The organism is Luteitalea sp. (genome assembly GCF_022842525.1).
Classification (GTDB): domain Bacteria; phylum Acidobacteriota; class Vicinamibacteria; order Vicinamibacterales; family Vicinamibacteraceae; genus Luteitalea.
In genome coordinates this window covers 1-13,037 of sequence record NZ_JALHPM010000177.1, presented here as the reverse complement: position 1 = coordinate 13,037, position 13,037 = coordinate 1, and the positions used below count along the sequence as shown (strand labels likewise).

The 13,037-nt window shown below is 70.5% G+C and carries 9 protein-coding genes; 6 read left to right on the top strand and 3 right to left on the bottom strand.

The annotated features are described in order from the left end of the window. On the top strand, window positions 1-387 hold a 387-nt coding region (locus Q0C41_RS24980), incomplete at its 5' end, for a hypothetical protein (RefSeq protein ID WP_291988541.1). 46 nt (window positions 388-433) lie between these two features. Here the strand turns inward: Q0C41_RS24980 and thiC are convergent. Beyond that, complete coding sequence (thiC, locus tag Q0C41_RS24975) at window positions 434-2,164, bottom strand: phosphomethylpyrimidine synthase ThiC (protein ID WP_291988538.1); 1,731 nt, start codon at window positions 2,162-2,164, stop codon at window positions 434-436. 277 nt (window positions 2,165-2,441) lie between these two features. Here thiC and Q0C41_RS24970 point away from each other — a divergent pair, with 277 nt between their 5' ends. After that, window positions 2,442-4,751, top strand: coding sequence for an ATP-dependent helicase C-terminal domain-containing protein (locus tag Q0C41_RS24970; protein WP_291988536.1), 2,310 nt, complete (start codon window positions 2,442-2,444; stop codon window positions 4,749-4,751). A gap of 84 nt (window positions 4,752-4,835) precedes the next feature. On the opposite strand, the gene Q0C41_RS24965 is transcribed toward Q0C41_RS24970, so the two are convergent. Next, a complete protein-coding gene (locus tag Q0C41_RS24965) occupies window positions 4,836-6,023 on the bottom strand; it encodes a class I SAM-dependent rRNA methyltransferase (RefSeq protein ID WP_291988534.1) in 1,188 nt (395 codons plus the stop codon). Between the two features lie 53 nt (window positions 6,024-6,076). Between Q0C41_RS24965 and rpiB the strand changes: the two genes are divergently transcribed. The 3 genes from rpiB to Q0C41_RS24950 are packed head-to-tail and all read left to right on the top strand — an operon-like array spanning window position 6,077 to window position 9,789. Next, complete coding sequence (rpiB, locus tag Q0C41_RS24960; RefSeq protein ID WP_291988532.1) at window positions 6,077-6,526, top strand: ribose 5-phosphate isomerase B; 450 nt, start codon at window positions 6,077-6,079, stop codon at window positions 6,524-6,526. Window positions 6,527-6,544: 18 nt separating this feature from the next. Next, a complete protein-coding gene (gene glyA, locus Q0C41_RS24955) occupies window positions 6,545-7,813 on the top strand; it encodes a serine hydroxymethyltransferase (RefSeq protein WP_291988530.1) in 1,269 nt (422 codons plus the stop codon). Next, entirely contained in the window at window positions 7,777-9,789 is a 2,013-nt protein-coding gene (locus tag Q0C41_RS24950; protein WP_291988528.1) for an ATP-dependent DNA helicase, read from the top strand. The genes glyA and Q0C41_RS24950 overlap by 37 nt, the downstream gene beginning before the upstream one ends. On the opposite strand, the gene Q0C41_RS24945 is transcribed toward Q0C41_RS24950, so the two are convergent. Then, window positions 9,786-10,838, bottom strand: coding sequence for a hypothetical protein (locus Q0C41_RS24945; RefSeq protein WP_291988526.1), 1,053 nt, complete (start codon window positions 10,836-10,838; stop codon window positions 9,786-9,788). The genes Q0C41_RS24950 and Q0C41_RS24945 overlap by 4 nt on opposite strands. A 74-nt stretch (window positions 10,839-10,912) precedes the next feature. Between Q0C41_RS24945 and Q0C41_RS24940 the strand changes: the two genes are divergently transcribed. Further along, the gene (locus Q0C41_RS24940; RefSeq protein WP_291988524.1) at window positions 10,913-12,481 is read left to right on the top strand and encodes a glycosyltransferase family 39 protein; all 1,569 of its coding nucleotides are present in this window, start codon (window positions 10,913-10,915) and stop codon (window positions 12,479-12,481) included. Window positions 12,482-13,037: the final 556 nt, after the last annotated feature.

Sequence of the window (13,037 nt, the reverse complement as noted above, 5' to 3'; positions counted from 1 at the left end):
TCGTCCGTGCTGCCGGCCGAGCCCATTCCGACCGAAGCCCAGCTCGGCGTGCCCGTCTACCCGGGCGCGAAGTTCCTGCGGTCGTTCGACGCCGGCCAGGGTCAGCGCTACTACCTCTACGGGTCCACCGCGTCCTTCGCCGAGCTCGTCCTCTACTACCGGACCCAGCTCAAGGACAAGGGCGACCTCGTCTACGACGTCCCCCCGGTGCACATGTTCGAGGTCGGTCGGTTCCGCGAGGAGACGATGGCGTTTCCCCCGGGCGTGACGGTGAAGGACTACACGTGGGGCAAGAGCCGGGGCTACCTGGTGCCGACACCGGGGGCCAACCCGAGCCACTACCCCACCGTGATCCAGATCGTGCCCGTCGTCGCCGGCGGCCGGTAGTCACGACGGCCGGCTCGGAGAGCCGGCCCTACCCCTCCCGGACGCCCTACCCCTTCGGCACGTAGATCTCGCCGACCTGCTTGAAGTCGGCGGCCTTCTCCTGCAAGCCCTGCGCGATGGCCTGCTCTTCCTGCAGGCCCTGCGCGGCGGCGTAGTCACGCACCTGCTGCGTGATCTCCATCGAACAGAACTTCGGCCCGCACATCGAGCAGAAGTGCGCGACCTTGGCGCCCTCGGCCGGCAGCGTCTCGTCGTGGTACGCCCGGGCCGTGACCGGGTCGAGGGCCAGATTGAACTGGTCCTGCCAGCGGAACTCGAAGCGCGCCTTGGACAGCGCGTCGTCCCACACGCGGGCCTGCGGGTGGCCCTTGGCCAGATCCGCGGCGTGCGCCGCGATTTTGTAGGCGATCACGCCGGCCTTCACGTCGTCGCGGTTGGGCAGGCCGAGGTGTTCCTTGGGCGTGACGTAGCAGAGCATCGCCGTGCCGTACCAGCCGATCATCGCGGCGCCGATCGCCGAGGTGATGTGGTCGTAGCCGGGCGCGATGTCGGTGGTGAGCGGACCGAGCGTGTAGAAGGGCGCCTCGGCGCACCACTCGAGCTGCTTCTCCATGTTCTCCTTGATGAGATGCATGGGGACGTGGCCCGGCCCTTCGTTCATCACCTGCACGTCGTACTCCCAGGCGATCTTGGTCAGCTCACCCTGGGTCTGCAGCTCGCCGAACTGCGCGGCGTCGTTGGCGTCGGCAATCGAGCCGGGACGCAGCCCGTCGCCGAGCGAGAACGACACGTCGTAGGCACGCATGATCTCGCAGATCTCGCGGAAGTGCGTGTAGAGGAAGTTCTCCTTGTGGTGCGCCAGGCACCACTTGGCGAGAATCGAGCCGCCGCGCGAGACGATGCCCGTGAGGCGCTTGGCGGTGAGCGGCACGTACCGCAGCAGGACGCCGGCATGCACGGTGAAGTAGTCGACGCCCTGCTCGGCCTGCTCGATCAGCGTGTCGCGATAGAGCTCCCACGTCAGCTCCTCGGGACGACCGCCGACCTTCTCGAGCGCCTGATAGATGGGCACCGTGCCGATCGGCACCGCGCTGTTGCGGATGATCCACTCGCGGGTCTCGTGGATGTCCTTGCCCGTCGAGAGATCCATCACGGTGTCGGCGCCCCAGAGCGTCGACCACCGCAGCTTGTCCACTTCTTCCTCGATGGACGAGGAGACGGCGGAGTTGCCGATGTTGGCGTTGATCTTCACCAGGAAGTGGCGGCCGATGATCATCGGCTCGAGCTCCGGGTGATTGATGTTGGCCGGGATGATGGCGCGGCCACGGGCCACTTCCTCGCGCACGAACTCGGGCGTCAGGCTCTCGCGCGTGGCGATGTAGGCCATCTCCGGCGTGATCTCGCCGCGACGCGCATAGGCGAGCTGGCTGACGGCCTGGCCGTCCCGCGCCCGCCGCCGGGTGCGGGTCCGCGCGGCCAGCGCCGGCGGCATCTCGCGCTTCCAGGAGTCGAGCAGGAGGTGGCGCGGCTCCTCGACGGTATCGCCCCGCCCCTCGATCCAGCCACGCCGGAGCTGGGGCAGGCCCTCGCGCACGTCGACGCCCTGCGGGCCGCTCGTGTCGTAGACCCGCAGCGGGGCGTTGCCACCGGACAGGGTGATCTCGCGCATCGGTACGTGCACCCCGAGGGGGCCATCCACCAGCACCTTACGGGAACCAGGGAACGCCTCGTCATAACCAAGCAGCGTCGAAACAGGAACGGCGGACGACTGGGACACGCGCGTGACTCCTCGTATTGCCTTCAGGCGACAGGAGGTCGACGCGCACTCGCGTTCCGCGCTCCCTTCGCCGGTGTGAGCCGGTCCCCGCCGTCGCACCCGCGGTGCGTCAGCGAGGCATCGCCACGGCCCGGGAGGCAGCGGCGAGCAGGTTCCAAGGGTGTGATCTCAATCCCGACGGGATACCCCTGGCGGACGAACGTCGATGATAGATCGAACCGGGGAAGGACGGAGGAGCGAGGACGGAGGACCGAGGACCGAGGACGATAATCACTTCGTGCTGCCGCTGCCCATCGATCCGGTGCTCGTGCCCCTGCGCGACCACCTGCGGGCACGACGCGCCGCCGTACTGGTGGCCGCGCCGGGTGCCGGCAAGACGACCCGCGTGCCGCCGATGCTGGCCGCGGACGGCCCGGTCCTGGTGCTGCAGCCGCGGCGGGCCGCCGCGCGGGCCCTGGCGCGGCGCGTCGCCGAGGAGCAGGGCTGGACGCTCGGTCGCGAGGTGGGCTGGCACGTGCGCTTCGAACCGCGCTTCGGCCGCGAGACACGCGTGCTCTTCGCGACCGAAGGCATCCTGACCGCGCGCCTGCAACAGGACCCGTTGCTGTCCGACATCACCACGGTCGTCCTCGACGAGTTCCACGAGCGCAGCGTGCATGCCGATCTGGGCCTCGCGCTGGTTCGGCAAGCCTGGCTGGCACGCGACGACCTGCGCGTGCTGGTGATGTCGGCCACCATCGATCCCGGACCGGTGGCGCGCTTCCTCGACGACTGCCCGGTCCTGGCCGTCCCTGGCGATCCCCACCCGCTGGCCATCGAGTACGCCCCGGACGCGCCCCTTCCGGGCGTGGTCGAGCGTGTGTTGCGCGAGCACGTCGGCAACGTGCTCTGCTTCCTCCCCGGCGCGCGGGAGATCGACCAGACGGCTCGCCAGATCGACGAGGTCGCCCGACGGCACGGCACGCAGGTGGTGCCGCTGCACGGCACACTCCCGCCGGAGGCCCAGGACGAGGCGCTGACGCCGGGCGCCGGGCGGCGGATCGTGCTGGCGACCAACATCGCCGAGACGTCGGTCACGGTGCCGGGCGTGCGCGTCGTGATCGACACCGGCTGGCAGAAGGTCGCGCGCTACGATGCGACGCGCGCGCTGGACACGCTGCAGACCGAGCGGGTCCCGGCCGATGCGGCCGACCAGCGGGCAGGGCGCGCCGCGCGCCTCGGTGCGGGCCTGGCCATCCGCCTCTGGCACGAGCGCGACAAGCTGCGCCCGTTCCGCGAGCCGGACATCGCCCGCATCGACCTGGCGCCGGTGCTGCTCGCCATCCTGGCGTGGGGCGGCGACCTGGCCACCTTCGAGTGGTTCGACACCCCGGCCATGCACCGGCAGCACGACGCGCGCCAGTTGCTGGCGCGTCTCGGCGCCATCGATGCGTCGGGCCTCACGGCGGCTGGCCGCGCGATCGCGCGGCTGCCCCTGCCACCACGCCTCGCGCGGATGGTCGTCGATGCCGACGGGCATCCGGACGCCTGCCTGCTGGCCGCGCTGCTCACCGATGGCCGCGCCCCGACCCCCGACGGCAAGACGACCGCCTCCGACCTGCTCGGGCTCGTGCCCGGGGCCCGACGCCTGCCGCATCTGCGGCGCGCCGCCGACGCGATTCGCGCAGGCCTTGTCACCGCCTCCGCCTCGTCACGTCGTCGCGAGGGACCGCTCGACGAGGAGGTGCTGTGCAGGGCGGTGCTGGCCGGCTTCCCGGATCGCGTGGCGCAGCGCCGGACGGCTCATGGCGATGCCCTGCTGCTCGCCACCGGGACCGGGGCACGGCTCGCCGCGTCGAGCGGCGTCCGCGACGCGGAGTACCTCGTGGCCCTCGACGTGCGGGGCATCGAGGGGCGCGAGGCCGTCGTGCAGCTCGCCAGTGGCGTCGACCGGGGGTGGTTGCTGCCCACCCACACGGAACGACGGGTGTGGGTGGATGACGACGGCCGGCTGCGCGCCCTCCGCCAACGCCGCTACGACGCCCTCCTCCTGCAGGAACAGCCGGATGCCCTGATGCCGGACGATCGGATCGTGCTCGCCCGGGCGTGGATCGACGCGCCGCGCGGCGAGCGCGACCAGGCGCTGCTCGCCCGACTGGCGTTTGCCGGCATCACCATCAGCCTCGACGACCTGCTCGTCGTGGCCACCGCCAGCGCCGCCAGCCTGCGTGACATCGACCTCGAGGCGGCACTGCCATGGCAGGTGCGTCAGCAGATGCTGACCGATGCGCCAGACCGACTGCCGCTGCCCAGTGGGCGCACGGCCGCCCTGGCGTATGCGCCCGACGGCACGGTGCGTGCCGCCGTCAAGCTGCAGGAACTCTTCGGCCTGGCCGAGACCCCGCGCATCGGTCCGCACCGGGTGCCCGTGGTGTTCGACCTGCTCGCGCCCAACGGACGCCCGGTGCAGACGACACAGGACCTGCGCAGCTTCTGGACGACGACCTACGCCGAAGTGCGCCGGGAACTGCGGGCGCGCTACCCGAGGCACCCGTGGCCCGAGGACCCGTGGACCGCGACGCCGACGCATCGGACGGTGCGACGATAGGGAGGGGTCTCAAGGCTCAAGGCTCACGGCTCTCGACTCAAGGAGCTTTCTGAGACCTGAGTCCTGAGACGTGAGCCCTTTCGATCAGTGCGCGCGGCGCAGGACGAAGCACTTCAGGTAGTACGTCTCGGGCACGCTCAGCAACACCGGATGGTCGCGCGCCTGCATGCGCTTCTCGACGACGACCACCGGGATCTGGGCGTCGGTGGCGGCCGACAGGATGATGCCGCCGAACATTCCCTCGTCGACGTGCGCCGAGCACGTGCACGTGATCAAGTGCCCACCCGGGTTGAGCAGCCGCAGCGCCCGCAGGTTGATGTCCTTGTAGCCGCTCATCGCCTTGGGCACCGCGCCCTTGTGCTTGGCGAAGGCCGGCGGATCCAGCACGATCGTGTCGAAGCGCACATCGGCGCGTTCGAACTCGCGCAGCGCATCGAAGACGTTCTCCTCGCGGGCCTCGACGTTGGCCAGGCCGAGGCGGGTGGCGTTCGAGGTGATGGCAGCGACGGCGTCGGCCGACGCGTCGAGCGCCAGCACGTGGTCGACGTGCGGCGCCATCCGCAGGGCGAATCCCCCCTGGTAGCTGAAGGCGTCGAGCGCCCGGCCGCGCGCGTACGAGGCCGCCGCGGCATGGTTCTCGCTCTGGTCGAGGAACAACCCGGTCTTCTGGCCATGCCACGGATCGACCACGTAGGTCACCGGCCCTTCACGCACCTCGACCTGTTCCGGCACCTCGCCGTACGCCAGGACGACCTCCTGCGGCAGCCCTTCCAGCGTGCGCACCTTCGGGTCGTTGCGCAGCAGCACGCCGCGCGGCTGCAGCAGTTCGACCAGCACGTCGACGATGAGCTCGCGGTGGGCGTCGGTGCCCTGCGACAGCGTCTGGACCACCAGCACATCGTCGTAGCGGTCGACGATGAGCGAGGGCAGGAGGTCGGCCTCGCCGTGCACGAGACGGACGGCCGTGGCGTCGAGCGCCAGGCGGGCGCGCACCGCGATCGCCGCGGCGAGGCGGCTCCGCCAGAAGTCGCGGTCGACGGGCGTGGCATCGCGCGTCAGCATGCGGAGCGTGATCTGCGACTGGTCGGAGGACAGCGCCCGCCCCAGCAGGGCGCCGCGGCTGTCGCGGACCTCGACCACCTCGCCCGGGTCGGCGTGGAAGTCGGTGACGTCGGAGCGGTAGATCCAGGGATGTCCGGCGCGCACGCGGTCCACCCCCTTGCGGGAGATGACGGCGGTCGGGGGGCGGGGTGTGGCGTCGGGCGTGGACATGAGGGGTGGACCGGCCGGAATCGGGCGGAACCCGTATAGTACAATTCGCCTCTATGCGCGTGGCGCTGGGCGCTGATCATGCGGGCGTCCATCTGAAGGACGCGGTTCGCTCGTTGCTGGAGTCCCGGGGCATCGAGGTGCAGGACTTCGGCACGGCCGACGAGACCTCGGTCGACTACCCCGACTACGCTGCGCGGGTGGGTCGCGCCGTCGCCGGCGGAGAGGCCGACCGCGGCATCCTGGCCTGCGGCACGGGACTCGGCATGGCCATCGCGGCCAACAAGATCGACGGCGTGCGCGCGGCTCCCGTGGTGGACCTCGAGAGCGCGCACCTGTCACGCGAACACAACGATGCCAACGTCCTCGCGCTCGGCGCGCGTGTGACGTCGGCAGACATGGCCCTGAAGATCGTCGCCACGTTCCTCGACACGCCGTTCGCCGGCGGACGCCACCAACGGCGACTCGACAAGATCGCTGCGCTCGAACACGACCGACACGCGTAGCCCGCGGGTTCTCACACGATGTATCACCTCACGCCCCTGCACCTGCGGACGCTGGACCAGGTCGACCCCGACATCGCCCAGGCGATTGCCGACGAGACCACCCGGCAGAACCACGGCCTCGAACTCATCGCCTCGGAGAACTTCGCGAGCACCGCCGTCATGGCGGCCGCGGGGTCGGTGATGACCAACAAGTACGCGGAGGGCTACCCCGGCAAGCGGTACTACGGCGGGTGCGAGTTCGTCGACGTGGCCGAGTCGCTGGCGATTCAGCGCGCGAAAGACCTGTTCCAGGCCGAGCACGCCAACGTCCAGCCGCACTCCGGCGCCCAGGCCAACATGGCCGTGATGCTGTCGTTCCTGCAGCCAGGCGACACCATCCTCGGCATGAACCTGGCCCACGGCGGGCACCTCACGCACGGGCACCCGCTCAACTTCTCCGGCAAGCTCTACAAGGTCGTGCCGTACGGCGTGCGCGAGGAGGATGAGCGTCTCGACTACGACGAACTCGAGTCCCTCGCCCGCGAGCACACGCCGAAGCTCATCGTCGTCGGCGCCAGCGCCTACCCGCGCATCATCGACTTCGAGCGGATCTCGAAGGTGGCCCAGGCCGTCGGGGCGCGCATGCTCACCGACATGGCCCACATCGCCGGCCTGGTCGCCGGTGGCGTCCACCCGAGCCCCGTGCCGTTCAGCGACTACGTCACGACGACCACGCACAAGACCCTGCGGGGACCGCGCGGCGGCCTGATCCTCTGCCGCAAGGAGTACGCCAAGGACATCGACCGGGCGGTCTTCCCCGGCGTCCAGGGTGGACCGCTGATGCACATCATCGCCGCCAAGGCGGTGTGCTTCCGCGAGGCACTCGAGCTGCCCTTCCGTGCCTATCAGGCCCAGGTGGCGACCAATGCCAAGCGGCTCGCCCAGTCGCTGCGCGAGGAGGGGTTCCGCCTCGTGAGCGGCGGCACCGACAATCACCTGATGCTCGTCGACGTGTTCTCCAAGGAGATCACCGGCAAGCAGGCGGAGGCCGCGCTCGGCAAGGCCGGCATCACGGTCAACAAGAACGCGATTCCCTTCGACAAGAACCCGCCGATGGTCGCCTCGGGCATCCGCCTCGGCACGCCTGCCGTGACGACGCGCGGCATGGCCGAGGGCGAGATGGACCGCATCGCCGACCTGATCTCGGCCGCGCTGGCCGCGCCCGAGGACGAGGCGGCTCTGGCCGCCATCAAGGTCGACGTGGAAGAACTGTGCCGGGAGTTCCCGCTCTACCCGCCCCCGGTCTGATCGACGGCGTCCGGCGCGTCCTCGGCAGCGGGGGCGCGCTGGCGTCGGTGCTCGACGGCTTCGAGCCGCGCGCCAGCCAGCAGCAGATGGCCGAGGCCGTCGCGCGCGTCGTCACCGACGAGGGCGTGCTGCTCGCCGAGGCCGGCACCGGCACCGGCAAGACGCTGGCGTACCTCGTGCCAGCCATCCTCTCCGGCCGCAAGGTGCTGGTGTCCACGGGCACCCGCAACCTCCAGCAACAGCTGATCGACAAGGACGTGCCCCTGCTCCAGAAGGCGCTCGGGCCGTTCCGGGCGACGTGCATGAAGGGGCGCGGCAACTACCTGTGCCTGCATCGCTTCGAGCAGGCCCTGCAGGACGACCGCCCCCGCGACGACGAGACGCGTGTGGCGATGACGCTGATTGCGCACTGGGCGCCGCGCACCCCGACCGGCGACCGCGCCGAACTCGCCGACCTGCCCGAGGATCTGCCCTTCTGGCACGGCATCGCGGCGACCACCGAGAACTGCCTCGGCAGCGAGTGTCCGCGCTACACGGACTGTTTCGTGACGCGCATGCGCCAGGAGGCCGCCGACGCCGACGTGGTGATCGTCAACCATCACCTGCTGTGCGCCGACGCCGCCGTGCGCCGCCATTCGTACGGTGCAGTGATTCCGGAGTGCCAGGTCGGCATCATCGACGAGGCGCATCAGCTCGAGGACGTCGCGACGCAGTATTTCGGCGTGGCGGTCAGCAGCTATCGCGTCGAGCAGCTCTTCACCGACGCGGCGGCGATCCGCACGTCGCCGTTGTTCGTGCCGCAGCAGGAAGCCTCCGCCGTGGCGCGCGCCATCGAGGGGCTCGCCACGGCGTCCCGGGCGTTCTTCCTCGATCTGCAGACGCGACGCCCCGGCATCCGACAGAACTCGACGCCCGACCAGGGCTCGACGCTGTTCGACGAGCGGTTGCGGGTGACCGGCGAGTTGCTGGCGCACGCGGCCGGGGAGAGCGGACTCGAGCTGATCGGCGCGCTCGGCGCCTTCGAGGAGGCGCTGACGCTCGTGAAGGACGCGCCCGAGGACCTGCGGGCCCTGGCGAAACGCGCTGGCGAGACGCGCGACGACCTCCGCTTCCTGCTGCGCGCCGAGGCCGAGGAATACGTCTATTTCCTCGAGTTGCGCGGACGACGGGTCGAGCTGCGGGCGGCGCCGATCGACGTCTCGCACATCATTCGCGATGTCCTGATCGATCGCCTGCCGTCACTCGTCCTGACGTCGGCCACGCTGTCCATCGGCGGATCGTTCGGCTACGTGCGGGCCCGTCTGGGCGTCGGGGAGGCGCTCGAGGTCCGGGTGCCGTCGGAGTTCGACTATCGCACGCAGGCGCTGGTCTATCTGCCGCGCAAGATGCCGGATCCGCGCACGCCGGACTTCGCCGCGGCGTTTGCCGACGAGGCCGCGAGCCTGCTCACGGCGAGCGAGGGGCGCGCCTTCCTGCTGTTCACGAGCTACGCCGCGTTGCGCGATGCGCACGCGCGGCTGTCGACACGTCTGCCGTATCCGATGCTCGTGCAGGGCACCATGCCGCGGGGCGTGCTCATCGAGCAGTTCCGTCGCACGCCGAATGCGGTGCTCTTCGGCACCTCGAGCTTCTGGCAGGGCGTGGACGTGGTGGGCGACGCCCTGAGCTGCGTGATCATCGATCGCATCCCGTTCGCCTCACCGGGCGACCCGGTCGTGGCGGCCCGGATCGAGGCGCTGCAGCGGCGCGGCATCGACGCGTTCGCGGGCTTCCAGGTGCCGCTCGCGATCCTGACGCTGCTGCAGGGCGTCGGGCGGCTGATTCGGCACCAGCAGGACCGCGGCGTGATCGCGCTGCTCGACCCGCGACTGCAGTCCATGGGCTACGGGCGGCGCTTCCTGAATGCCCTGCCGCCGGCCCCGGTCACGCGCCGCCCCGAGGATGTCGTGCGCTTCTTCGGGGCGGCCGCACGCTAGCGCGACGGGCGGATGCAGCTGATGACGATGGGCGTGTGATCGCCTGCGAGCTGCGCGGCGCCGGACTGGGGATCGATGTCGGGATCGAGGTTGCCGGGCGCGCGGCTGTAGGCGATCGACGCGTGCAGTTGTTCGATCGGCGTCGGTGCCGTCTGCGTGCACGGCCGATCCTCGATCGGCGCCATCACATGTTCTCGGCCGTCCACGTGCCAGAACCCGAGGGCATGACCGACTTCGTGCGCGACCGTGGCCGGGCGGATGCGGGTGCCGGGGCAGCCGCCACACCGATTCAGGTTGAGCCAGATGCGGCCCGGGTCACCGGCGAGGCGAGCCTGGCCGCACGTGTTGGAGAACGGATTCTCCTCGAACACCACGGTGATCCACCCCGTGCGCTCCGGGTCGTCGCGCCCGGTCTCGATGGTCGCCACCTGCAGCGTCCCGCCGCTGAACTCCCGGACCGACGACTGGATGGTGGCGGTGATCGAGGCAATCGTCGCCGGGTCCACGTCGCGGCCCGAGGTGTCCACGGTGCGCACGTAGATGGACGGTGGTCGCGTGAGACGGCGCAGGGGCTGGAGTTCGGCCGGCGTCTCCGTCGCGTTGCGGACCAGCTGTCGATAGAAATCGAGCGCGAACGGGGCTGACAACGGCAGCAGGTCGATCTGGACGTCGGTGCGCTCCCGCTCGTAGCGCAGCCACAGCGAGCGATCGACGTGTCCCGGCGCGACGACGTCGACACGATAGGGCGTCGAGGCGGGCGTGGTGGCGCTCGTGTACCGGAACGTGCCGTCGGCCGCGCTCTGGGTGGGCGGCCCACCGGCAAAGGTGAGCGAGGCACCGGCCACGGGCCCGCGGGTTCCGCTGGCGATCGTGCGTCCCGCCACCGCGAAGGCGAAGCTCGGGGTCGGCGGGGTCGGCGTCGGGGTCGCCACCGGCGGAGTCGGTGAGACGGGGCTCGACGGGGTGCTGCTGCCGCCACCGCAGGCAGCCAGTCCGGCCGTCAGGAGCAGCAGGAACACCGGCCGGGCGGCCGGGCGGGGGACCGACATCCCGAAATTGTCGGGCTCGTGCGGGTTGTCGTCAACGGACCGAGCCAGACGGGGCGACGGTACCATGGCGCGTCATGCCTCAGCGCCTGCCCATCGCCGCGTGGATCGTCGCTGCGTCGCTGATGGCGGCGCATCTGGCCACGCTCGGTCGCTACGGCATCTTCCGCGACGAGTTCTACTACCTGGCCAACGGCCGTCACCTCGCGTGGGGCTACGTCGACCATCCGCCGCTGGTGGCGGGCCTGGCGTGGCTCGTCGAGCACACGATCGGCACGTCGATCTACGCGCTGCGGGCCCCGATGCTGCTGGCACTGTTGGCCGTGCTGGCGGTGATCGTCGGACTCGTGCGTCGGCTCGGTGGCGGCGGGGTCGCGGTGACGATCGCCTGGGTCGCCTTCGCCCTCAGCCCGTACTACCTGTACACGTTTCATTACCTGTCGATGAACGCCCCGGAAGTCCTGTGGTGGTCGCTGGCCGTGCTGCTGCTGATGCGGGCCACGGGCCCACGAGCGGCAGCGGAGGACGAGGCTCCTGCCGTCGACGCCGTGGGGCCGACCGCCGCGATCGCGACCGCAGCGTGGCCCTGGGTGAGCTTCGGCGTGGTCATGGGGCTGGCCGCCCTGACCAAGGTCTCGGGTCTGGTGTGGGGCGCGGGGCTTGCGCTGGGCCTGCTGGTGTCGCCGGCACGCCGGCACCTGCGCTCGCCCTGGCCGTGGGCGGCCGTCGCTATCGCGGCGATGATCGTCCTTCCGCACGTGTGGTGGCAGGTCGCCAACGACTGGCCAACCGCCGAGTTCGTCCGCAATGCCCAGGCCAACAAGATCGTCCCGCTCGCGCCGGGCACCTTCCTCCGCGAGCAGGTGTCACTGCTCGGTCCGATTGGCGCGCTGATCGCCCTGACCGGCTTCGCAGGACTGGTGACTCGCCTGCGCCACGGCCGCGGCCATGCCGTGGCGGTCGTCTTCGTGCTGATCGTGTTTCTCGCGCAGCGATCGAAGGCCTACTACGCGATGCCCGCCTACCCGGTCCTGCTGGCCGCTGGTGGTGTCGTGCTGGAGCGATGGACCCCCTGGCGTTGGTGGTGGGGCCGACTCGCGCTGGCCTGCCTGCTGCTCTTCGGCGTCCTGCTCGTGCCGGTCACCCTGCCCGTGCTGCCAGAGGCGTGGGTGCCCGGCTATCTCGCGCGACTCGGCCTCACCGTCGAGTCCGGCGAACGACACCGCACGGGCCCGCTCCCGCAGCACTTCGCCGACATGTTCGGCTGGGAGACCCTCGCCGATGATGTGGCGCGTGTGGCGGCGACGCTGACAGCAGACGAGCGGGCGACGGCGCGCATCTACACGCAGAACTACGGTGAGGCTGGCGCCCTCGAGTACTACGGGCCGTCACGCGGGCTGCCGCCCGTGATCTCCGGGCACAACGCCTATTGGCACTGGGGGCCCGGTCCCGACACCGGCGGCGTCCTCATCATCGTCGGCGGCCGGGCTGTCGATCACCGCGAGGTGTTCCTGGACGTGGCCGAGCGTGGCCGGACGACATGCACCCTATGCATGCCATACGAACAGGACCTGCCGATCTTCGTCGCTCGAGGTCTGCGCGTCCCGCTGAGCGAGATCTGGCCGGCCGTGAAGCACTTCGACTGAACGGTGTCCAGGGGAGCAGGGACAAGGACGCAAGTCACCAGGGAGCCGAGGGACAAGGGACAGGGCAACCGGGACAAGGGGCCGAGGCGCGGCGGGTCGCTGGTCCCTCGTCCCTCGAGTCCTTGTCCCTGGTCCCTTGCCGCCCTGGTGACGTCACACCTGCTCCCTTGTCCCTTGCTCCCGGCGCCCCCGCGACTGAACTGTGTCCAAGGGAACAGGGACAAGGACGCAAGTCACCAGGGAGCCGAGGGACCAGGGACAGGGCGACAGGGACAAGGGGCCGAGGCGCGGCGGGTCGCTTGTCCCTCGTCCCTCGAGTCCTTGTCCCTGGTCCCTCGCCGCCCTGGTGACGTCACACCTGCTCCCTTGTCCCTTGCTCCCGGCGCCCCCGCGACTGAACGGTGTCCAGGGGAGCAGGGACAAGGACGCAAGTCACCAGGGCGTCGAGGGACAAGGGACAGGGCAACAGGGACAAGGGCCGAGGCGCGGCGGGTCGCTGGTCCCTCGTCCCTCGAGTCCTTGTCCCTGGTCCCTTGCCGCCCTGGTGACGTCACAC